Genomic DNA, 24585 nt, shown 5'->3' with positions numbered 1-24585 from the left:
AATTAATTCGTCTTTTTAGTTTTTATAGTTGATTTAGTTTGATCTTTAACAAGTTCGTCTTCAAAAAGCATTCTAACAGATGGTGTATAGTTATCATCAAACTGTCCTCTTTTTAAAGCATAAATAAAAGCTGCAAAAAAAACAATTGCAACTAAAATACTGATAGTTAGTAATATATATATAACGCTCATACCTATTTGAAGTTATGGTTCAAAATTACATGGAAAGCCCTTTTTAAAACATGATTTTTATCATGTTTAAGGAAATAATTTCCATTTTATATACCAATCATATTTTATAATAAAGATTGGTTTAACACTTGTTTTTAATTTATTTTTCGCCCTAAAATATTTGTAGCAATAGTTGTAAATACTACAATACTAATAGAACTTAAAGGCATTAATATTGCTGCTACTACAGGTGCTAACTGACCTGTAACTGCAAAATACAGCCCAATAATGTTGTATATAAAGGATAAAACAAAACTCCATTTAATAATTTTTATAGCACTTTTTGATGCTTTTATATATTTGTAAAGTTGGTTAAATTTTGTAGCATCTAAAATAGCATCACAAGCAGGAGAGAACACGTTTACGTTTTCAGATAATGCAATACCAACATTACTTTGCGCTAATGCTCCAGCATCATTTAAACCATCACCAATCATGAGTACTTTAGCTCCTTCGCTTTGATGGTATTTTATGTATTCTAATTTATCGTTTGGTTTTTGATTAAAAATCAACTTTGTTTTTGTTGGAAGCAATTTTTTTAAATTTTCAAATTCGCCTTCATTATCACCCGAAAGAATTACCAAATCATAGTGCTTTTTTAGCTTGTTAAAAAGTTTAGATAATCCTTTTCTATAGCTATTGTAAAAAGTATATTTTCCTTTATATGTATTATTGGTACTAATATGTACTGCTGTATTTAAGACAGAAGTTTCTGTAGAGCCAACAAAACTAGCAGAACCAATTTTTATGTTTTGTTGCTTATGTGATGCTTCAATACCTTTACCTAGGTGTTCTTCAAAATGGTTTAAGGAAATAATATTATGTTCATCTAAAATATTATACAAACTTCTACTTAATGGGTGGTTAGAACCTCGAAGCGTGTTTTTTAGTAATATTTCTTCAGAGGTAGAAAGTGTTTCTCCTTCATAAGTAACTGTACTTTGCTTGTTAGAAGTTATGGTTCCTGTTTTATCAAAAATAATAGTGTTTATAGCTGCTAGTTGTTCTATAACCGAAGCATTTTTTACATAAAATTTTTGTTTTCCAAAAATACGAAGCAAATTACCAAAAGTAAAAGGACCAGAGAGCGCAATAGCACAAGGACAAGCAATGATTAACACAGCTGTAAATACATTCATGGCTTTTGAGGTATCTACAAATAGCCAAAAAGTTGTAGCTATTACTGCAATACTTAAAACAGCAATGGTAAATTGTTTACTAATTTTATTGGTTAAAGTTTTAAAACCGTCTTCTTTGTTTTTACTAAACACATCATTACTCCATAATTGCGTAAGGTAACTTTGTTCTACAGATTTTATGGCTTCCATTTCTAAAACTCCAGCTGTTTGTTTTCCTCCAGCAAAGAGTTTGTCTCCAGAGTTTTTACTAACGGTTTCAGACTCTCCTGTAACAAAACTATAATCAATTCGTGCTTTTCCGTTAATGAGTATGCCGTCAACGGGAATTAATTCTTCATTTCTTATTAGTAATCGGTCTCCTTTTTTTATTTCGTAAACTTGAATTGGAGTTTCTTCTCCTTCCGAAGAAATTTTAGTTATAGCAATTGGAAAATAGGATTTATAATCGCGTTCAAAAGAAAGGAAGGAATATGTTTTTTGTTGAAAAAACTTTCCGAGTAATAAAAAGAAAACCAAACCTGTAAGGCTATCAAAAAAACCGGAACCTAAATCAAAAATAATTTCAGCAGTACTTCTAACAAATAAAACAGTAATACCTAGCGCAATGGGTACATCAATATTTAAAAGTTTTGCACGTAAACCTTTGTATGCAGAAATAAAATAATCTTGTGCAGAATAAAAAACTACAGGTAGTGAAAAACAAAACATTAACCATCTAAACAAATGCTTGTACTGTTCTAGCCAAAACTCACCAACTTCAAAATATTCTGGAAACGATAGAAACATTACATTACCAAAAGCAAAACCAGCAATACCTAACTTATAGATAAGGCTTCTGTTAATATGTTCTTTTCCTGTTTTAAAATCGTCTAAAGAAATATAAGGTTCATAACCAATACTGCTTAAAAGTAAAACCACCTCTTTAAGTGATGTTTTATCGGTATTGTAAGTAATTCGAACCGTTTTTTTGCCAAAATTAACTTGTGATGCGGTAATGCCAGGGTTTAATTTGTTTCCGTTTTCTAGAATCCAAATACAAGAACTACAGTGAATATGCGGTATGTAAAGTGTGGCTATTTGCGTGGTACCATCATTAAACTCTGTAAGTTTTTCAATGATGTTTTCTTGTGATAAAAAATCGTATTTGCCTTGCATCTCCTTAGGAACTGCTCCTGGAGATGCTTGCAAGTCGTAGTAACAGGTTAAATCGTTTTCCGAAAAAATTTCATAAACCGTTTTACAACCATTACAACAAAACGATTTATCGTCGAATTTTATAATTGTAGAATCACAATCATCACCACAATGAAAACAAGTAGACTTGTCCATAATATTTGCTCTTTTATACCTGTAACAAAAGTCACAAAACAACTGCTTTTAAAATATGATATTTGTCAGGTTTTAATTAAATTTACGAAACACTAGAAATATAACCTATGAGCAAATGTGAACAATGTATTGTAAGAAAATTTAATTCACTTAAATCGTTGACTAAAGATGAATTAGTTAGAATCTCTGGTTGTAAAACGTCTAAGTTTATAAAAAAAGGAGAAGTTATCTTTGATGAAGGAGAAACCTTAAACGGCGTTTATTGTATTAAAGATGGTATATGTAAGCTCTCTAAATTAAGTGCTAATGGTAGAGATCAAATAGTAAAACTAGTTATAAAAGGAGATTTACTAGGGCAAAGGTCTTTAGTGGTAGATGAGTCTGCTAATTTAAGTGCTGTAGCACTTAATGATATGGAAGTTTGTTTTATACCAAAGCAGGAAATCATGAATGATTTACAAAAAAACCCTGAGTTTTCGCTAGATGTTTTACAGCAAATGGCTTATGATTTAAGAGAAAGTGATGATGTAATTGTTAATATGGCTCAAAAATCTGTAAAGCAACGTTTGGCTGAAATTTTAATTTATATTCACGATCATTTTGGTGTAGATGCGGATAATTATTTTAATGTTTTATTATCTAGAGAAGATTATGCTAACGTGGTAGGTACAGCAACAGAGTCTGCCATTAGAATTTTATCTCAATTTAAAAAAGAAGGACTTATCTCTACTTCTGGTAAACATATTAGAATTGAAGATATGGAAGCATTACAACGCGTAGAATAATTTTGTTAAAATAATAAAACTAACTTGAAATAGTTGTATTTTTATACAGCTATGAAAAAAGAAAGTATACACAGAAAAGGCTTTGTATTTAAAACATATGAAGCTCCTTCACAAACCCCTTTTGAAAAACTTTTTGATATATTTAAAGAGCTAATTACGCATACTTCAGGTGATTTTGATGAAGCCATTAGTTGGCTTCGCGATTTAGATAAAGAGTATAAGTTAACAACTCCAGAATATACCATTGACGACTTTATTGAAGACCTTAAAGCAAAAGGTTATATTCGAGAAGAGATTAGACCAAACGGTAAAAAAGGCAATGCCATTACTGCAAAAACAGAACGCGCTATTAGGCAATCTGCACTAGATCAAATTTTTGGTAACATTAAACGCAGTGGTTCTGGTAACCACAAAAGTAAAGGTGTTGGTATAGGTGATGAGCACACTGGTGATTTTAGAAACTACCAATTTGGCGATAGTTTAGATAAAGTTTCTATTACAGAGAGCCTTAGAAATGCACAAATTAATCATGGTATTGGCAATTTTAATTTAACCGAAGACGATTTGGTGGTAGAAGAAACCACCCATAAATCGCAAATGAGTACGGTTTTGATGATAGATATTAGCCACAGTATGATTCTTTATGGTGAAGATAGAATTACACCTGCTAAAAAAGTGGCTATGGCTTTAGCCGAATTGATTACCACACGCTATCCAAAAGACACCTTAGACATTTTAGTTTTTGGTAATGATGCTTGGCCAATTAAAATTAAAGATTTACCATATTTAAACGTTGGTCCTTATCATACAAATACCGTTGCAGGATTACAATTGGCTATGGATTTATTACGACGTAAGCGTAATACTAACAAACAGATTTTTATGATAACCGATGGTAAACCAAGTTGCTTGCGTATGCCAGACGGAACTTATTATAAAGACAGTAATGGCTTAAACCCATACATCACCAACAAATGTTATGCGCAAGCACAGCAAGCGAGAAAATTACACATTCCTATTACCACATTTATGATTGCTCAAGATCCATATCTCATGCAATTTGTAGAAGAATTTACACGTGCCAATCAAGGAAAAGCATTTTACACAGGACTTAAAGGTTTAGGTGAAATGATTTTTGAAGATTATGAAACCAACAGAAAAAAAAGAATTAAAGGATAAAATAAGTGAAAAGTTTGAATCACTTAAATGAAAAAGATTTTAAAAAAACTATGGAAATAAAAAATATAAACACTTTAGGCGAATTAAAAAAAGCTGGATACAGAAGCAAATCGATTAAAGACGAATTAAGAGATAATTTAATTGAAAAAATAAAGAGCAAAACAACCGTTTTTGAAGGTGTACATGGTTATGAAAATACAGTAATTCCAGAATTAGAACGCGCTATTTTATCACGACATAATATAAATTTTTTAGGATTACGCGGACAAGCAAAAACACGTTTAGCACGTTTGATGCTAAATTTATTAGACGAATATATTCCTGTTGTAAAAGGTTCAGAAATTAATGACGATCCGTTACAACCAATTTCTCGTTTTGCAACAGAATTAATTGCAGAAAACGGAGACAACACACCTATTACATGGTTGCATAGAAGCGAACGTTTTGCCGAAAAATTAGCTACTCCAGACGTAACGGTTGCAGATATTATTGGTGATGTAGATCCTATAAAAGCTGCTAATTTAAAGCTAAGTTATGCCGATGATCGTGTAATTCATTACGGAATGATTCCAAGAGCAAACCGTTGTATTTTTGTAATTAACGAGTTACCAGATTTACAAGCTAGAATTCAAGTGGCTTTGTTTAATATTTTGCAAGAAGGAGATATTCAAATTCGTGGGTTTAAATTGCGTTTACCTTTAGATATGCAGTTTATATTTACAGCAAACCCTGAAGATTATACCAATAGAGGGAGTATTGTTACGCCTTTAAAAGATAGAATTGGGTCGCAAATATTAACGCATTATCCTACAGATATTGAAACAGCAAAAACCATTACACAGCAGGAAGCAAAGTCTGATCGTAGACAAACAGAGACTATTCACGTTCCTGAATTGGCTAAAGATTTATTAGAACAAATTGTATTTGAAGCTCGTGATAGCGATTTTATAGACGAAAAAAGTGGCGTAAGTGCACGTTTGAGTATTACTGCTTTTGAGAATTTGTTAAGTACTGCAGAATTAAGAGCTTTAAAATCTGAAGATGTTGATACTACTATTCGTCTGTCTGACTTTTTAGGTATTATACCTGCTATTACTGGTAAAGTAGAATTGGTGTATGAAGGAGAACAAGAAGGAGCTGCACAAGTAGCATATAACTTAATTGGTGAAGCAGTAAAAAGTTTGTTTCCTGAGTTTTTTCCGAAGATAGAAAAACTGAAGAAAGAAGAAGATACTAGTCCTTATGATGCTATTGTGTCATGGTTTTTTAATAATGCAGATGGGTTTGAGTTATTAGATGATTTGCGTGATAAAGAATATAAAGCGCTACTAGATGCGGTTTCTCCGTTAGATGATTTGCTAGCAGCACACCAGCCAAAACTTTCAAAACAAGAAAGTTATTTTGTAAAAGAGTTTGTACTTTGGGCTTTGGTAGAGTATAAGTTATTAAGTAAACTTCGTTTTACTGAAGGAATTCAGTTTAAAGATCCTTATGGAAGTTATATTAGTGGTTTGTAATAGGTAGTATCTGGTTATTCAGAGCAAAGTTAAGACTGATGAATCTTAATGTGAGATTCTTCGCTTCGCTCTGAATGACATGCTATTTTAAGATTCTTCGCTTGGCTTTAAATGACATGCTATTTTAAGATTGTTTGCTTCGCTTTGGATGACACAATGTTTTGAGATTCTTCGCTTCGCTCTGAATGACATGCTATTTGAGATTCTTTACTTGGTTATTAATGGTACTATTTTAGTTATACTAGTTTTGTAATCACTTCTATAGCACTATGTAACGTTTTATGCACAGGACATTTATTTGCAATTTGAAGAATGCGTTGTATTTGTTTCTCGTCTAAATTTCCAGTTAGTTTTATTTCTCTAATAAAAGTATCTACTTTAATTTCTTTGTTTTCGCCATTTTCAATAACTGGTTTTACTACTTTAGTATGCGAAGTATGTACTTCAATATTTTGTAAATCCCAATCTTTACGTTTTACATACATTTGTACTGTTATAGCTGTACAAGCAGATAGTCCTGCAGAAACATACTCGTAAGGCGAAGGTCCAAAATCATTACCACCATAAGCTATAGGTTCATCTGCCATCATAGTATGGTTTCCTACAGTCATTTGTGCGGTATAACCATCTTGTGCGTCTAGGCTTGCTACTGCTTGATGTGTAGTATTTACTGTTTCTATTGTAGGAATAGTAATATAACGTTTTGCCCAAGTAGCAATTACGCTTCCTGCGTAAATAGAATCTTCTTTTTTCATTAATAAATGATCTGCACCATCAAGCGTTACAAAACTTTTTGGGTGTCTTGCTGCTACATATATTTCTTCTGCATTTTCAATACCTACTGTTGTATCTTGTGGTGCATGCATTACCAATAAAGCTTTGCGTAAATTTTGGGCTACATCTGGTAAAGATTTAGTTTCAATATCGTCTAAAAATTGTTTTTTAATCGTGAAAGCTCTTCCTCCAATATTCACATTTGCTTTTCCGGTTGCTTTTATTTCTGAAACACTACTTTTTATTAAGTGCTGTACGTGTTTTGGGGTAGAAGGAGCGCCTATGGTAGCAACTGCCTTAACCGATTTAATTTTAGATGCTGCAAAAATAACAGCAGCTCCACCTAATGAGTGACCAATTAAAAGGGTAGGAGCAGTATAGTTTTCTTTTAAATAATTAGATGCACTAATTAAATCTTCTACATTTCCTGAAAAATTAGTGTTTTCAAAAGCACCTTCACTCTCACCTAAACCTGTAAAATCAAAACGTAATACACCAAAACCGTTTGCTGTTAATTCACGCGTTATGTTTTTTACAGCAGATAAGTTTTTGTTGCAGGTAAAACAATGTGCAAAAATGACAAAGTTATGTGGATGTTGGTTTATAGGAAGTTCTAATCTACCAACCAATTGTTGTCCTTCGGTGTTTTTAAAATTTACTTTTTGAATATGCATTTTGAATCTCATTTTTTATTCAGTCGAAAAAAAGATGAAGCCTTTCAATATTCTAGTATTACCAAGCATCTCTAGATTTAATATTTGCTTGGCAAAGTTTAATAATTTCAGTAACTCTTTTTTCTTTTGTAGCTTCTCGTTTTGCTTGGTTTAACCAATACAAATAACTCTTTCTGTACGAAGGAGCAAAATTGTTGTAATTTTCAAACGCTTTAGGATTTTTGTTAAAAGCTACTTGAAGTATTTCAGGAATAATACCTTTTTCAACAGCATCTAAAGCAGTCCAGCTTCCGTTTTGCTTTCCTATTTCAATAATTTCTATTCCTTTTGGATGCATTAATCCTTTGGCAAGTAAATCTTTAATGTGTCTTTTATTTAAAGCACTCCAAACACTTTTAGGATTTCGCTTACAAAAATATTGCCTGCGTTTTCCGTTGCCTAAACTTTTAACTGTACTATCTATCCAACCATAGCATAAGGCTACTTTTACAGCTTCTTCCCATCGCATACTTTCGTTTTTGTGGTCTACTTTGTAAAAGATGAGGTGAATGCCAGTATCACTATCGTGATTTATATGTAGCCACTCTCTCCATTCGGTATCAGATTTAAAATAGAATTCTTCTAATTGCATTATTAGCGCTTAATGGATTTTACATAAAAATCTTCATCAATTAAAATGGTATTGTTTTTTATAGCTAAGGTTTTCCATTCGCTATTCGGGAAAATCCACTGTTCTTTATTATCTATGGTAACTTGAATTGGCATATCAAAACCATCTACAATGTTAGTCCATCTATATTTTAGCTGGTTGTTTTTAATTTTATATTCTAGAGTAGGAATTCTAATATCTCTTAAATATTGATTAAAAAACGCAGTTAAATCTATTCCTGATTGTTCACTCAAGTAGTTTTCAATTTGTTGTGTAGTAACGGTTTGGTGATAAAACGTTTTGTTTAAACCACGTAGTATTTGTCGCCATTTTTCATCATCTTCAATAAGTTGACGCAAGGTATGTAGCATATTTCCACCTTTATTATACATATCTCCAGAACCTTCATTGTTTACGTTATATTGACCAATAATAGGTTTGTCATTTCTAATACCAGAACGGGTACCAATAACATATTTTGCTGAAGATTCTTTACCATAATAATAGTCTAAAAATAGATTTTCAGAGTAGTTTGTAAAGCTTTCATGTATCCACATATCTGCAATGTCTACATTAGTAATGTTGTTTGCAAACCATTCATGTCCAGCTTCGTGAATGATAATAAAATCGAACTTTAAACCTTCTCCTGTTCCAGAGGTATCTTTACCCAAATAGCCTTTCATATATTGGTTTCCGTAGGTTACAGAACTTTGGTGTTCCATACCTAAATAAGGTACTTCAACCAATTTAAAACTGTCTTCATAAAAAGGATAAGGCCCAAACCAATGCTCAAAAGCTTTCATCATTTTTGGCGCATCTTTAAAATGTACTTTTGCTTTTTCTAAATTATCACGTAGTACATAATAATTCATGTCTAAATCGCCATTTTCTCCTTTGTATACTTCCGAAAAATTTACGTAATCTCCTATGTTTACATTTACTCCGTAATTATTAATAGGGTTTGCAACATGCCAATTGGTAGTAATGGTTTCATCTTTATTGTCAACAATGCTTTGAAGTCTTCCGTTAGAAACATTCATTAAACCTTTAGGTATGGTTACGCTAATATCCATACTATCTACTTCGTCATACATATGGTCTTTGTTTGGCCACCATACACTTGCTCCTAAGCCTTGACAAGATGTAGCTATAAAATGATTTCCGTTGTTATCTTTTTTCCATGAAAAACCTCCATCCCAAGGAGCGCGAATTGCTTCTTTTGGAGTACCTTGATAAAACACTTCTATACTATTTACATCGCCAATATTTTGTGTTTTTTTTAAAGTCACAAAATGTGCATTTCCAACATGTTCTACTTCTAGTTCTGTATTGTCTTGGGTTACTTTAGTGATTTGTAAAGGTGTTTGTAAATCTACTTGTAATACGTTGTTTTCTTTTAAAACTTTATACTTAATGGTGTTTTTTCCGCCAATTGTTTTTTCGTTTGGATTTACTTTTATATCTAAATGGTAATAGGTTAAATCCCACCATTCGCGTTCTGGAGTGATGCTTCCTCTTAAAGTGTCTTGTTTTGTAAAATTGTTTTTTTCTTGTAATAACTGCGCATTGCTATAAGTTAAAGGGAATATTAAAAAAACAACTAGGTAAAATAAAGGTGATTTCATTGCTATAAATTTACTCAAACATACAAAAATATAAGAGAGTGGTTAAAAGTGTTATTGTTAAAAAAATGGTAATAAAAAACGGGTTTTAAACGAGTTCTTTTAATAATTCTCGAACTTTACTAGGGTCTTTAATTTGATATTTAGCTTTTGTTTTTACATAACCAATTTTAATGGTTGTAGCAAAATCTGGCGCTACCTCAAACATGTATTCATCGGTCCAGTCATCACCCATTATTAAAACAAAATCATAGTCTTCTTTCATTAAAAGTTGGCTTGTAGCTCTTCCTTTATTTACATTACTACTTTTTATTTCTATTACTTTATTGCCTTGTAAAACAGATAACTCATTATTAGTAACCATACTTGTTAATACGGTATTTAGTTCCATAGTACGTATTTGTGCCAATTCAGGATCTGCAGTTCTGTAATGCCAAGCCAGTGAATATTCTTTTTCTTCAATAAATGTGCCAGGTGTTCTATCTACAAAAGTTTCCAGAATTGGTTTAATATTAGACATCCATTCGGTTTTTAAAATTTCTAAAGGGGTCCATTTTTTATCTTCTCTAATCCAAACACCATGATCTGTAATTAAATCATAATCTTTATTGTTATACCATTTTTCAAAAGTAGCTTTATCTCTTCCGCTAATAAGACATAGTTTGGTGTTTTGTTGGTTTTCAAAGGCATCTAAAAGTTTAAAAAGTTCTGCATCTGGTTTTGCATCTTGCGGGTTGTCTTTAAAGCCAACTAAAGTGCCATCATAATCTAACAGAATTAATCTGTTTTTTGCCTTTTTAAATTTTTCAATAATAATATTTTCTTCTTTGGTATTTAATTTTTTAGATACTACAATTTCTTGTAATTGGTTGGTAGCTTCTAAAGTTTCCAAGAATTCTTTTGCCCATTTTTCTACATCATAGCGCTTTAAACGTTTTTGTAAAATTTTCATTCTATTATTTTGTTCTTCTAAAGGCATGGTTAATGCTGTATCTAAAGCGGTAGCAAAATCTTCAAAACTATTAGGGTTTATTAAGATAGCTTCGTTCATTTCTTTAGCGGCACCTGCCATTTCACTTAAAATAAGAACGCCATCTAAATTGGTACGTGTAGCTACGTATTCTTTAGCAACTAAATTCATACCATCTCTAACCGGTGTAATTAGTGCCACATCAGAAGAAGTATATAGGTCAATTAAGTTTTCAAAAGGCAAGGACCTATAAAAATACCAAATTGGTGTCCAGCTAACCGTAGAGAATTCGCCATTTATTCGTCCTACTAACTCGTCTGTTTCTCGTTTTAATCTTTGGTATTGTGGAACGTCTGATCGCGAAGGAACCGCTAACATGATTAGTCGTACTTTCTCTTTGTATTGCGGATAGGTATTTAAAAAATACTCGAAGGCTTTTAATCTGTTAGGAATTCCCTTTGTATAATCTAATCGATCTATAGAAAGGATGAATTTTTTATCATCTCCTTCATTTAAATGGGTGTCTAAACGGTTTTGAAGTTCTGATATTTTTGTGTCAGGATTGTTATGTGCAAGAGCAGCTTCATGAAATTTCTTATAATCAATTCCCATAGGAAAAGAATCTACTTTAACAATTCTGTCATGGTAGGTAATTTCATTAAAATTCACATCTAAGCGCAAAATTCTTTTTACAGAGCTTAAAAAATGACGTTCGTAATCATAGGTATGAAAACCAATTAGGTCAGCACCTAGCATTCCTGTAAGTAGTTCTTTACGCCAAGGGAAAGTTCTAAATATTTCATAAGAAGGAAACGGAATATGCAAAAAGAAACCTATAGTAACTTCTGGTTTTACTTCTTTTATAAGTTGTGGTAAAAGCAATAATTGGTAATCGTGTACCCAAACGGTATCTCCATCTTCAATCGTGTCTAAAACAACTTGAGCAAATTTTTCGTTTACACGTTTGTATGCTTCCCATTGTATGTTTTCAAATTCTGTATATTCTAAAAAATAATGAAATAGAGGCCACAGGGTACGGTTACTAAATCCTAAATAATAATCATTAATATCTTCTTCCGTAAGCCCTACAGCTTTACATTTTGCTTTTTCAACTTTAGCGTTTACTTCTTTTTTTAAAGAATCATCTAGCTCTTCATCGGTAATACCAGTCCAGCCAACCCATACACCATTTCCATCAGCATGAACCGATTTCATACCTGTTGCAAGTCCGCCAACACTAGCTGTTACATTAAGGGTATCTTGTTCTATTGAAATTTGAAGAGGTAATCTGTTAGAAACTATTATTGTTTTATTCATACTAATATTTTGGATGGTTTTATAGATTTTCGTTAATTTAAAGAAATTGCAAGTTATACCCATCATTTTAAACAGAAAAATTAATGAATAATTTAGATTACGGAATTATAGGAAATTGTAGAAGTGCTGCTTTAGTGTCCAAAGATGCATCTATTGATTGGTGTTGTTTGCCAAAATTTGATTCTGCATCGGTGTTTGCAAAGTTACTAGATGACAACATTGGCGGGAGTTTTGGCTTTCAGGTTAATGAAGGTTATAGCACAGAACAATTTTATCAAGAAAATACAGCTATTTTAGTTACACGTTTTACTAAAGGCAATGATGTTTTTGAAGTTATTGACTTTATGCCAAGATATCATAAACCAAACGGAAGTTACCATTCGCCTCCAGAATTTATTAGATATATAAAATATATTTCAGGAAAACCAGAGTTACAGGTTGCTTATGATCCTAAGTTAGAATATGCAAAAGGGGTTACCTCTACTTATGTAAAAGACGATTTTATTGTGAGTTTGAATAATGAAGACACCTATGATACCTTATTTATGTATACCGATTTAGATAAAAATGCGGTATTAAATGGGGAAACGATTAGCATAGATTCTGATCATTTTTTCTTGGTAGGTTATAATGAGAAACTATTTGTACCGCACTTAAAATATGCAAGTTTAGAGTATGAACGCACCAAAGTATATTGGTTAAATTGGTTAGAACGCACACCAACATATAAAAAGTTCAATGCACAAATATCGCGTAGCGCAATGACTTTAAAGTTATTGAGTTATGATAAAACTGGTGCAGTTTTAGCCGCAGCAACTACCTCTTTGCCAGAAACTATTGGTGAGGTTAGAAATTGGGATTATCGTTTTTGTTGGATTCGAGATGCCTCAATGGTAATTAAAGTAATGTCACAACTAGGGCATAAAAATATAGCACGACGTTATCTAAGGTTTATTATTGATCTTATGCCAGACAAAGATGAGAAGTTACAAATTATGTATGGCATTAGTGGTGAAAAAAAACTTACCGAAGAATCTTTAGATCACCTTTCTGGCTATAAAGACTCCAGCCCTGTTAGAGTAGGAAATGCTGCGTATATGCAAAAACAGAATGATATTTATGGAATTTTAATGGATGTTATTCATCAATTACTACTCAATTTTAGTAATGATATTGATAATGGAGAAGAGCTATGGACCATGACTAAAGGTATTGTTTGGGTGGTTAGTAAGCATTGGCAAGAACCAGATAAAGGTATTTGGGAGTTTAGAGAAGGAGATCAGCATTTTACATTTTCTAAAGTGCTTTGTTGGACAGCAGTAGATAAGGCCATTAAAGTGTCTAAACTTTTAGGAAAGAAATCAAAATTACCAAAATGGGAAGCCTTAGAAGAAGAGATACGAAAAGATATTATGGATAATGCATGGAATGATAAAGCACAAGCATTTACACAAGCATATAATTCTGAAGATCTAGATGCTTCTGTTTTACTCATGGAATCTTATGGTTTTATTGAAGCCAAACATCCAAAGTTTGTAAGTACGGTTAAAGCTATTGAAAAAAACCTATGTTATGAAGGTTTATTGTATCGCTATAAAAATCAGGATGATTTTGGTTTGCCTTCATCCTCTTTTACTATTTGTACTTTCTGGTTTATTAATAGTTTGTATAAAATAGGCGAAGAACAAAAAGCAACAGAGCAATTTGAAAAATTATTGTCTTATAGCAATCATTTAGGTTTGTTTAGTGAAGATATTGATTTTAAGACCAAACGTTTGTTAGGTAATTTTCCGCAAGCGTATTCGCATTTAGCATTAATTGAAACGGCTATTAATTTATCTAATGTCACAGCAGAAGAGAGAGTAAAAGGTACAATAAGCTAATTTATTTAGTATTTAAAATATAGCTATATAAACACCACTTCAACTTTGAAGTGGTTTTTTTAATAAACAGAAGTATTTAAAAAAAGTATTCATTTTTAGCTTTTATCATTTTGGTAATTTCGATACGTAAATCTACTATGTCAACACCGTTTAATTATTCTATTACTTTATAAATGGTAAGTAAATCGGCCTTATTTTTTAAATTTATACTACCTACTTTTTCGCATTTAAATGATTCCTTTACTTTTTCATAACAGTTTTCTGAAATGATAATTTGATTTTCTTTGGCAACATCTTGTAAACGTGCTGCAGTATTTACAGTGTCTCCAATAACAGTATAGTCTAAACGTTTTAAACTTACAGAGCCAATATTACCAGAAACCATTTCTCCACTTTTAATGCCAATGGAAACCTTTGGAGTATAGCCAACATCTGCACCAATTTCTGTAAGTGCGTTTATTTTATTACAAACGGCTAATGCAGCATCAATGGCTCTGTCTAAATGATAATCTCCTCTAAAAACAGCCATAATTGCATCACCAATAAACTTATCTATATAGCCTTCTTGTTCTATAATTTCTTTAACCATTTCATCAAAATAAGCATTAATCATTTTTACAACATTATCTGCAGATGTGGTTTCACTAATGGCTGTGAAACCGCAAATATCAATAAACATTACTGTGCCTTCAATGGTCTCGTTAGACATTATGGTTGTTTCATATTCTTTATTACCCATAAAGTTGAGAACGTTTTCATCTACATACATTTTTAGTATGTTGTTTTCTTTTATGGCTTTAAGGGTGTCTTTTACGTGTTTTGCATGTTTTAAAGTTTTTTTCATGGTAATGGTTAAATCTTCAAAATTAATGGGTTTGGTAATAAAATCGAAAGCACCACGATTCATTGCAGTTCTTATATTATCCATATCGCCATAGGCAGAAACGATTACCGATTTTATTAACGGACTAGACTGACTAAGTTCTGCTAGCAAGGTTAGACCATCCATTTCAGGCATGTTTATATCACTTAAAACAATATCAACTTCTGGGTTTTTAGTGATCTTATCTAAGGCATCTATACCATTTATTGCAAATAAAAACTCATATTCTTGCGCTCTTATTTCTTTTCTAAATTTCTGTTTTATAAGTACTTCTAAATCTGTTTCGTCATCTACTACTAATATCTTTGCCATTATGTTTGTTGTATTAATTTTTCTTTTAATAATTTAAAATCTACTGGTTTTGTTAAAAAATCATCAGCACCCAATTGCATCGCTGTGTTGTAGTTTTCATCATCGCCATAAGCTGTCACCATCATTACAATAGGAGGTGGAGCAACAAAATCTTTCTTTATTATTTCTAAAAGTTGAAGCCCACTCATTCCTGGCATGTTGATATCTGAAAGTATTAAAACTGCTTCATGATCTAAATTACGGAGTGCTTCTAGTGCTTCTTCGCCAGAAAAAGCAAACACAAATTGGAGTTCTTTTTTTCTAATTTCTTTTCTAAAACGCTGTTGAAAAAGAATTTGAACATCTCTTTCATCATCTACAACTAATATTTTCATGCTTTTTTGGTTTTAATTGGTAATAGTATTGTGAATTCTGTATAAGATCCATTTTCCGTTTTAATTTCTATAGTTCCACCATGAGATTTAACAATGTCATAGCTCATAGATAAGCCTAAACCAGTGCCTTTTCCTGTGGGTTTTGTAGTAAAAAAGGGCTGAAATATTTTATCTAGAATATTGTTTGGAATACCATTTCCGTTGTCTTTAATTATAATTTTCAAACTTTCGTTGGTTCTAAGTGTTTTTACCGAAACAGTTGGTTTGTAGTTTTTTGATGCTGAATGTGTTTTCTTTTCATTTACAGCATAAAATGCATTGGTAAAAAGATTAAGTATTACTCTTCCAATTTCTTGACTTACCACAGTTATTTTACCAAGATTAGGATCAAAATCGGTTTGTAATATAGCATTGAAACTTTTGTCTTTTGCTCGTAACCCATGATATGCTAGTCTTAAGTATTCATCTGTAAGTTTATTAAGGTCTACTTGTTCTTTTTCACCAGAATTGTTTCTACTATGTTGCAACATTCCTTTTACAATATCATCTGCGCGTTTGCCATGATGATTTATTTTTTCAAGATTTAGTTTTATATCGTTAGAAATGGCTTTTACTTCTTCTAAATCACCTTTATCTAATTCTTGATGCATTTCTTCAATTAACTCTGTACTTACTTCAGAAAAATTATTTACAAAGTTTAGTGGATTTTGTATCTCGTGTGCAATACCAGCTGTAAGTTCTCCTAAGGATGCCATTTTTTCAGACTGAATTAACTGCTTTTGTGTAGTCTTTAATTCGTCTATAGAAGTTTGAAGCGCGATATTTAGTTTTCTTTTTTCGGTAAACCTTAAGAAAAACATAAAAGCAAAAACAACAGTCAATACTAAAACACCAACTGTAATATTTCTAACAAGTTTCTGTCTTTTTATTTCTGCTTTTTGAAGGGAGAGTTGTTTGTCTTGACTTGCTTTTTGTAGTGCGCGTTTGTTTTCAAAAATTAGACTTTGGGTAAGGTTCGTTATTTTTTCGGTTTTTTCTGCAGTATGAACAGCGTCTTTTATTAATTCAAATTTTAATTGACTGTTATATGCGTTTTTGTAGTCGTTTATTTTAGCATAAGCTTGTGTTAATTCTTCATATGCTTTATTTAGTGTTTGATAATCGGTGGAGTCTGTAACAGCTATAGCTTTGTTTAATTGAAGAATGCCCTCCTTGGTTTTTCCTTTTTTAAGTAAAACCTTACCTAAACCTAAATAAGAAATTGCCTGATAATTTTTATTCTCTATTTTTTTACCAAGTTCTAATGCCAAATTAAAGTTTTTGAGTGCGTTTTCAAAATCATTTAATTTTATATTTATATAACCAATGTCTCTATAAACGCCGTGCATATAACGAACGTCGTTATTTAATTTTGCATATTTTAATGCTTCTTTACTATTTTGTAGTGCCTCAGGATAATTGCCTAGTTTTTCTAAAGTGTTTGATATATAGGTGTACGAAATGCAGATATCTGTTGCGTCCCCTATTTTTTTACGTATGTCTAATGCTAAAGTATGGTTTATTAAGGCATCGTCTAGTTTGTTTGCAAACAGATCTGTAACTCCCATATCATTATATGTTGTTGCTATGCCTATAGAGTCTTTTTGTTGTACAAATATCTTTAAGGCTTTTTCTTGGTTCTCTATGGCTTCTTCAAACTGACCTACCAACATATAATTAAAACCATTACCAAGCAGTGTTTGTGTAATTAGGGTAGTGTCCTTTAGTTTTTTGCCTAATTGAAGGGCCTTAATATTGCTTTCCATAGCGTCTCCATAGTTAAGCATGTATCTATGAATGAGTCCTTTGTTATACAAAATCATACCCAATTGTGATTCATCATTAATTTCTTCAAGAAGGGCAATACTTTTTTTATAATTATTTAAAGATTTAACTAGATCTCCTTTTGTAGAATATACCTCTGCAATTATTGAAAAAGTATTAGCAACTCCTGCTTTGTTATTAATTTCTTTATATATTTTTAAAGCCGTTTGAAGTGAGTCTAAAGCGGCATTAGACTTTTTAAAAAATGTGGCAGCACCAAAATTATTTAGAGCTTTAGCCTTAAGCGTTTTGCATTTAAAGATAAAGGCCGTGTTATTTTTTATTTCAGGATTACTTAGTAGTTTATTAGCAAGAAGTAACGCTTTTTTTGAAGTCTCTTCGGCGTCTTCATATTTAGATTTTAAAGCATAAGCAGAGGATAGGTTGTTTAGTATTCTTATTTTAACTGTGTCTTGTTTTGCATTTTTTAATTGCTGTTGTAATATTTCAATATTTTGCGTAGTTGTACTATTCAACTCTTGTGCATAACCACAGACAGTTAAAACAAAAACAAAAATAAATAGTATCCTTTTTTTTATCATATCAATCTGTTTTTTTACTATTTGGTATTGGTAATACAATACTAAATGTTGTACCAATGCCTTGTTTTGTTTCCATCTTCAATTCTCCACCATGCCCTTTGGTAACGATATCGTAACTCATGCTCAATCCTAATCCTGTACCTTTTCCTGTTGGTTTTGTAGTGAAAAAAGGTTGGAATATTTTGTCTATAATATTTTTTGGAATACCATCACCATTATCTTTTATAGTAATTATTATAGTATCCTTATTTCTTAGCGTGGCAACAGAAACCGTTGGTTTGTAGTTATCTTGCGATGTGGTTTTTAATTGTTTTTCGTTTACAGCATAAAAGGCATTGGTAAATAAATTGAGAATAACTCTACCAATATCTTGACTAACAACGGTTATTTTGCCAAGATTAGGATCAAAATCAGTATTTAATGTTGCATTAAAACTTTTGTCTTTTGCTCGCAAACCATGATAGGCTAATCTTAAGTATTCATCTGCAAGTTTATTAAGGTCTACTTGTTCTTTTTCACCAGAGTTATTTCTGCTATGTAGTAACATTCCTTTTACAATACCATCTGCACGTTTGCCATGATGATTTATTTTTTCAAGGTTTAGCTTAATATCGTTTGAAATAGCTTTAACTTCTTCTATGTCACCTTTATCTAACTCTTCTTGCATTTCATCAATTAATTCTGAATTTACTTCCGAAAAATTATTGACAAAGTTTAACGGGTTTTGAATTTCATGAGCAATACCAGCTGTTAATTCTCCTAAAGATGCCATTTTTTCTGACTGGATAAGTTGTGCTTGTGTGGCTTTTAAATCTTCTAAAGACTGTTTTAATTTGGTATTAGAATTTTCTAATGCTTCTTGATTTTTAGCTAATTCGCTGTTTAGGCTTGCGAGAGCTTTTCGTTTCTTTCTAATATTTCTCATGGTAAAAAACATACCAAAAAGAATTACACCTAATAATAGCGCAATACCTATGTACAATAGTTGAATTTTTTGCTGGCGATTTATAGTTGCATCTTGTTCTTCAATGGTTTCATCTTTTTTAGCAGATTCGTATTTTATTTGAAGTTCAGATTCTAACTGTTTTATAATTTGTTGTAACTCTTGAAATCTAGCGTCAGAATAAAGGTGATTGTACTCTAATGCTTTTTTATATTCTTCTAATGCTTCATAAGAATCAGAAGCATGCATATAATTTTCTCTGAGGTTTTGAGTGTTTCCACTTTTTTTCATCAAATCAATAGCTTCTAATGTATAAGCTAATGCTTCTTTATGTTTTTCCTGCAGTCTATAAACATGGCCAATATTTCCTAAAGCAGGTATTATCCCTCTTATAATATTATGGTCTTTAGCTATTTTATAGCATTTTTTATATTCAGCAATAGCATCGTCATAACGTTGCATAAATTTGTATATATTTCCTCGTGTATTATAATTTCTGCCTAAATCAGGTGTGTTATTATCTGTTTTGCTTAATATGGTTATTGCTTTATTTATGGTACTTAAGGCTTCATCATATCTCTCTAGAATTAAAAGATTATCTGCTTTATATCTATAGCTTTTAGCTAATTCAATAGGCGTATTAAGTTCCTTTTGTATATCTATGGCTTTTTGACAATATTCAGCTCCTTCCAGGTATTTCTCTTGGTAGTACAAAAGGTCGCATAACCTTGTGTAGCTTTTAGCTATACCATGTTGGTTATTCATTTTTTCGAATAATTCAATGGCTTTAAAATCTTCAGTCATGGCTTTGTCATAGTCTCCTCTTTGTTTGTAAGCGTTTTCTTTTTTTAAATAGGTTTCTGCTTCAAGAATAGATAGTTTGGAGTCTTTAGAAACTTTTTCTGCGTGTTCTAAATAATATATAGTAGAATCTAAAGTGGTATTGCCTTCATGCCATTTGGCAAGATTATGATAGGATTTTATTAGTTTTGTTTTGTCATTAGCTTGTTTTGAAAGTAGTACAGCCTTAAACATATTTTTAGTAAATGCTATAGAGTCGGTTATAGGTAATTGTAGTTGTTTTGAAATGGAAGCAACCAAATCCTTAGTGTGTATTTTGTTTTCTGTTATACTAGTTTGTGAAAAGCTATTAAAACCTAGAAACAATAACATTATCAGGCAACAGTAGTTTTGTAAGCTGCAAGTATAAATTAATTTAATATGGTATTGTTTCTTTATCATTTTATTATGCTAGCTTATTTTTTGTTATTGGTAGTAGAATAGTAAAAGTTGTACCTTCTCCTTCTTTAGTTTCTACTTTTAATTCTCCATCATGTTCTTTAATAATATCGTAACTCATAGATAAGCCCAAACCTGTACCTTTTCCTGTAGGTTTGGTAGTAAAAAATGGCTGAAAAATCTTATCTATAATAGGTTGTGGTATACCATTTCCGTTATCCTTTACCATTATCACAACTTTATCTTTTGTTTTTTTACTTTTTACGGTTACTGTAGGTTTGTATTCTTTTAAATCCGAAATTTTTTTCTTCTCGTCAACTGCATAAAAAGCATTTGTGAAAAGGTTAAGTATTACACGACCAATATCTTGAGGAATAACTTCAATTGTTTTAATAGTGTCATCATAATCGGTTTTTAATTGTGCATTAAACGATTTGTCTTTGGCACGTAAACCATGATAAGCTAACTTCAAATATTCATCAGCTAAGGCATTAATATCTGTTGGTTCTTTTTTGTTATCACTAGCTCTACTATGCTGCAACATTCCTTTTACAATACCATCGGCACGTTTACCATGATGGTTTATTTTTTCAAGATTCTGAATAACGTCGGTCATAATGGCTTTCACTTCATCCATATCTCCATTTTCTAGTTCTTCCAACATTTCATCTAAAAGTTCTTTACTGACTTCAGAAAAATTATTGACAAAGTTTAGCGGGTTTTGAATTTCGTGTGCAATACCAGCAGTGAGTTCCCCTAAACTTGCCATTTTTTCCGATTGAATTAATTGCGATTGCGTGGCTTTTAATTCTTGTAAAGATTTTTGTAATGCCGTATTAGAATCTTCAATAGCTTTTTGTTTGTGTTCTAGTTCTTCAATCGTTTCCTCTAATAAGATAGCTGTTGTACGTTTTACTTTTTCTGTACGTTCTAGTTTAAAATCTGAAATGAGTAAATCTTTATCAGCACTTTTTATAGATTTTAATACAGCTGTTTTTTCCGCTTCTGAAAGATGGTTTGCACTTTCAATAAATTCTTGAATATGTTGTAGGTGTTGATTCATTATTTTTCTTTTAAAGCCACAATACAGCAGGTGTTATTATGAAACTCATGTTTTTCCTGTTTTTGATTTTCCGAATTCCCCATAGGTAAAAAAACCTACCATTGGAGCTTTCCAAACGTCTTGTACCTGACTAATTTCTTCATCCATCAAGATGCCAAAGGATAAATGTCTGCTAATGCATGAAAACATGATTAGTGCATCGGCATTTTGTTGTTGTTCTACTTTTAATGGATTACATTCTTCAACTACAGTTTCAATGGCATCAAAGTCTGGTGGTAATGAAAATTTAATTTTAGATCCTTGTGGTACGTTTCCAGCACAAATAAGAGAACGGTCTTCACGATTAGCTAACATTGCAGTACGCATCACTGGATCTCCTTTGCTTCTTTGTAGTTGTAACGGAAAATTTGCTGCGAGTTCTAATAAGACATCTTTATTATCTGGTGAAATATTTTGAAGTCCTCCATACTTTACGGTTATATCTAATGCAGGAATATTATCTATAGTATAAATATGATTGCCTTTACTTTTGGTTATGGTTTTTTCTGTTCCAACAGCTTTCCATCCGCATGTTGCAATGCCTTTTAGTGTTACTTTTTCTTCATTTAAAGCTATACCTGCTATACCATTGTTACTTATGGTTTTATTGGTAAAAACAAAGGTTTCTGTAAAAGCATAATCATCACCAGCTCCGCCACCAAAAGCGTTTATATGGTTGCCAATGCCATCTTCTAAACCTTTTAAAATTGCTTCACCATCGGTTTCAGGATTACTATTACAAACAAGAAAAGCTGGGTTTTTAAATTTTTCTTTTGCTTTTTTAGCAATTTTCATAGCCACGTTTTTGTGGTCATTATTGGTGTAATCTTCAAAATAAATTTGAAAATAATCTGGGTTTAAATCTAAAAGGAGTATTGCAGCAGAACCTTTTTCGGTTTCCTCATCAATGAATTCACCATTGGTTGAACTCCCAAAAATGACTATGTTTTCATTGTCAAGTATTTTTGAAATAGCCTGTATGTCTTGATTAATAGAACAAAATACTATGGCCAAGGTTGGTTTAAAACCATCAGACATACTATTTGTTAAAGCTGTTTTTATCTCAGAAGAGGAATGCCCTTTTATTGATTTTGATTTCATCTATAGTTGAATAATACATATTAGTTAAGGTTTAAAATGCTATTAATCAATTCAGGGTGAGGTGATTGTTAAATTTAGTGAAAATTTGTAAGTATTTTCAAAAAAATACAATTCACTTTTTATTTTTATATAATATTCTTTATTTATAGAGGTTTTTAAAAAGAGGGGAGAGTAAGTGTATTTGGATTTAATTAATGCAAGGGTGTTACCATGAAAGGTTTTTGTAAAGGGGCTTTATTTAAGTTGAACTTGATAAACTAAACAGCAATCTAATATAATTTTAAAGCAAAAAAAAAAGCCAGTTCAGATTAATGAACTGGCCTTTAACTAATTATACTTAAAACGTACTAGAAGCAGTATTTATTTTCTGCTTTCACTTTTTCGGCAATCTCGATACGTAAATCTACAATGTCTGGATAGTTTGCATATTTTGTAAAACGCTTAAGCCCCATTAACATCATGCGTTGTTCATCACCTTCAGCAAAAGAAATAATACTTTCTTTACCTTTTTCTTCAACAATATCTACTGCATGATATAAATATAATTTAGCCATAGCAATTTGAGCAGATTGCTCTTTTTCACTAGTGCGTTTTACATTCTTTTCTGTTCTTAAAATTGCAGATTCTGCCATGTATATTTCAATTAAAATATCTGCAGCAGCAATTAGTAATTGTTGGTGATCTTCAAGGTTTTGTCCGTATTTTTGAACAGCACCACCAGCAACCATTAAAAATGCTTTTTTCAATTTCTTGATCATTTCTTTTTCTTCTGAAAATAATTCAGAATAATCAGGCGTATCAAAAGAAGGAATACCCATTAGTTCTTCTTGAACTTTTTGTGCAGGACCTAATAAATCTACATGACCTTTCATTGCTTTTTTAACAAGCATACCAACGGTTAGCATTCTATTGATTTCGTTAGTACCTTCGTAAATACGAGCAATTCTTGCATCTCTCCAAGCGGCTTCCATTGGTGTTTCTTCAGAGAATCCCATTCCTCCAAAAATTTGTATACCTTCATCAGCACAGTTTTGTACATCTTCAGACACAGCAACTTTTAAGATAGAACATTCTATAGCATATTCTTCAACCCCTTTAAGCTCCGCTTCTTGATGAGAGTTACCACTTGCTACTCTTAAAGCAATTCTATCTTCAATATTTTTAGCAGCTCTATAAGTAGCAGATTCTCCAGCATATGCGCTAGCAGCCATTTCTGCTAATTTTGTTTTAATAGCACCAAAATCTGCAATAGGTGTTTTAAATTGTTTACGCTCATTAGCATAAGTAACAGCAGTGGTTAAAATTCTACGTTGTGAATCTAAACAGGCAGCAGCTAGTTTAATACGACCAACATTAAGTGCATTCATTGCAATTTTAAAACCTTCACCACGACCAGCTAACATATTTTCAACAGGAACAACAGTGTCATTAAAAAATACTTGACGCGTAGAACTTGCTCTAATACCTAATTTGTGTTCTTCTTCACCTAAAGTAATTCCGTTAGGGTTTTTAGAATCATACTCAACAATAAAACCTGTAATATTTTTATCGTTTTCAATACGAGCAAAAACAATCATCAAACTACAGAAACCTGCATTAGAGATCCACATTTTTTGTCCGTTAATTTTATAAGATTTACCATCAGCAGAAAGTTCTGCAGTAGTTTTACCAGAATTAGCATCTGATCCAGCACCTGGTTCTGTTAAACAGTAGGCTCCAAACCACTCACCAGTAGCTAATTTAGGAACGTATTTCTTTTTTTGTTCTTCTGTACCATAAAGTGTAATTGGCATAGTACCAATACCTGTATGCGCACCAAAAGCAGTACTGAAAGAACCAGTACCAGAAGAAATATAATCACAAGTTAAAACAGTAGAAACAAATCCCATTCCTAAACCATCATAAGCTTCAGGAACTGCAACCCCTAAAAATCCTAATTCACCAGCTTTACGCATCACTTCTTCTGTTAATGCATAATCTTTAGCTTCAAATCTAGGTTTATGTGCAATGATTTCACGTTCGTTGAACTCCATTACAGCGTCTTTCATCATGGTTTGTTCTTCTGAAAAATCTTCAGGAGTAAACACGTCTTCACATTTTGTTTCTTTTACTAAGAATTGACCTCCACGTAGGATATCTTTTTCAGTTGTTTCCATTT

17 protein-coding genes are annotated in these 24585 nt (G+C 31.7%); 4 read left to right on the top strand and 13 right to left on the bottom strand.

The genetic code is table 11. The features are described from left to right. Positions 1-2: 2 nt before the first annotated feature. Both ccoS and KO494_RS05150 read right to left on the bottom strand, forming a co-directional pair. The gene (gene ccoS, locus KO494_RS05155; RefSeq protein ID WP_215966532.1) at positions 3-191 is read right to left on the bottom strand and encodes a cbb3-type cytochrome oxidase assembly protein CcoS; all 189 of its coding nucleotides are present in this window, start codon (positions 189-191) and stop codon (positions 3-5) included. Positions 192-325: 134 nt separating this feature from the next. Further along, complete coding sequence (locus KO494_RS05150; RefSeq protein WP_215966531.1) at positions 326-2698, bottom strand: heavy metal translocating P-type ATPase metal-binding domain-containing protein; 2373 nt, start codon at positions 2696-2698, stop codon at positions 326-328. A 107-nt stretch (positions 2699-2805) separates the two neighbouring features. On the opposite strand from KO494_RS05150, the gene KO494_RS05145 reads away from it, so the two are divergent. From KO494_RS05145 to KO494_RS05135, 3 genes are read left to right on the top strand one after another with little or no spacing between them, the layout of a single operon-like run. Further along, on the top strand, positions 2806-3483 hold the full coding sequence (locus KO494_RS05145; protein WP_215966530.1) for a Crp/Fnr family transcriptional regulator: 678 nt from the start codon (positions 2806-2808) through the stop codon (positions 3481-3483). Between the two features lie 51 nt (positions 3484-3534). After that, positions 3535-4662: a VWA domain-containing protein gene (locus tag KO494_RS05140; protein ID WP_215966529.1), complete on the top strand. Its 1128-nt coding sequence runs from the start codon at positions 3535-3537 to the stop codon at positions 4660-4662. Positions 4663-4712: 50 nt separating this feature from the next. Next, the gene (locus tag KO494_RS05135; protein ID WP_215966528.1) at positions 4713-6179 is read left to right on the top strand and encodes a sigma 54-interacting transcriptional regulator; all 1467 of its coding nucleotides are present in this window, start codon (positions 4713-4715) and stop codon (positions 6177-6179) included. Between the two features lie 236 nt (positions 6180-6415). Here the strand turns inward: KO494_RS05135 and KO494_RS05130 are convergent, their stop codons facing one another. The 4 genes from KO494_RS05130 to KO494_RS05115 all read right to left on the bottom strand — a co-directional run bounded on the left by KO494_RS05130 (position 6416) and on the right by KO494_RS05115 (position 12185). Next, entirely contained in the window at positions 6416-7627 is a 1212-nt protein-coding gene (locus tag KO494_RS05130; RefSeq protein WP_215966593.1) for a bifunctional alpha/beta hydrolase/OsmC family protein, read from the bottom strand. Between the two features lie 58 nt (positions 7628-7685). Beyond that, positions 7686-8258 carry a YdeI family protein gene (locus KO494_RS05125; RefSeq protein WP_215966527.1) on the bottom strand — a complete coding sequence of 191 codons (573 nt, stop codon included), beginning with the start codon at positions 8256-8258 and terminating at the stop codon, positions 7686-7688. A gap of 2 nt (positions 8259-8260) precedes the next feature. Beyond that, a complete protein-coding gene (locus tag KO494_RS05120; protein ID WP_215966526.1) occupies positions 8261-9901 on the bottom strand; it encodes a M1 family metallopeptidase in 1641 nt (546 codons plus the stop codon). Between the two features lie 85 nt (positions 9902-9986). Then, positions 9987-12185 (bottom strand): bifunctional alpha,alpha-trehalose-phosphate synthase (UDP-forming)/trehalose-phosphatase, encoded by a 2199-nt coding sequence (locus tag KO494_RS05115; protein WP_215966525.1) that lies wholly within the window; start codon positions 12183-12185, stop codon positions 9987-9989. Between the two features lie 83 nt (positions 12186-12268). On the opposite strand from KO494_RS05115, the gene KO494_RS05110 reads away from it, so the two are divergent. Beyond that, positions 12269-14068, top strand: a complete 1800-nt coding sequence (locus KO494_RS05110; protein ID WP_215966524.1) for a glycoside hydrolase family 15 protein — start codon at positions 12269-12271, stop codon at positions 14066-14068. Between the two features lie 154 nt (positions 14069-14222). Here the strand turns inward: KO494_RS05110 and KO494_RS05105 are convergent, their stop codons facing one another. The 7 genes from KO494_RS05105 to KO494_RS05075 form a co-directional block, all read right to left on the bottom strand. Continuing rightward, positions 14223-15263, bottom strand: a complete 1041-nt coding sequence (locus tag KO494_RS05105; RefSeq protein ID WP_215966523.1) for an adenylate/guanylate cyclase domain-containing response regulator — start codon at positions 15261-15263, stop codon at positions 14223-14225. Beyond that, positions 15263-15637, bottom strand: a complete 375-nt coding sequence (locus KO494_RS05100) for a response regulator (RefSeq protein WP_215966522.1) — start codon at positions 15635-15637, stop codon at positions 15263-15265. The genes KO494_RS05105 and KO494_RS05100 overlap by 1 nt, the downstream gene beginning before the upstream one ends. Beyond that, a complete protein-coding gene (locus KO494_RS05095) occupies positions 15634-18042 on the bottom strand; it encodes a tetratricopeptide repeat protein (protein ID WP_215966521.1) in 2409 nt (802 codons plus the stop codon). Before KO494_RS05095 ends, KO494_RS05100 begins: the two co-directional genes overlap by 4 nt. Before the next feature lies 1 nt (position 18043). After that, positions 18044-20158: a tetratricopeptide repeat protein gene (locus KO494_RS05090; RefSeq protein ID WP_215966520.1), complete on the bottom strand. Its 2115-nt coding sequence runs from the start codon at positions 20156-20158 to the stop codon at positions 18044-18046. 73 nt (positions 20159-20231) lie between these two features. Further along, positions 20232-21287, bottom strand: coding sequence for a sensor histidine kinase (locus KO494_RS05085; RefSeq protein WP_215966519.1), 1056 nt, complete (start codon positions 21285-21287; stop codon positions 20232-20234). 45 nt (positions 21288-21332) lie between these two features. Continuing rightward, positions 21333-22427, bottom strand: a complete 1095-nt coding sequence (locus tag KO494_RS05080; protein WP_215966518.1) for an FIST signal transduction protein — start codon at positions 22425-22427, stop codon at positions 21333-21335. Between the two features lie 347 nt (positions 22428-22774). Continuing rightward, positions 22775-24583, bottom strand: a complete 1809-nt coding sequence (locus KO494_RS05075; RefSeq protein WP_215966517.1) for an acyl-CoA dehydrogenase family protein — start codon at positions 24581-24583, stop codon at positions 22775-22777. Positions 24584-24585: the final 2 nt, after the last annotated feature.

This window comes from Lacinutrix sp. C3R15 (genome assembly GCF_018860825.1).
In the GTDB taxonomy this organism is placed as follows: domain Bacteria; phylum Bacteroidota; class Bacteroidia; order Flavobacteriales; family Flavobacteriaceae; genus Oceanihabitans.
The sequence above is the reverse complement of the archived record's forward strand: the minus strand, read 5'-3'. Positions and strand labels throughout refer to the sequence as shown.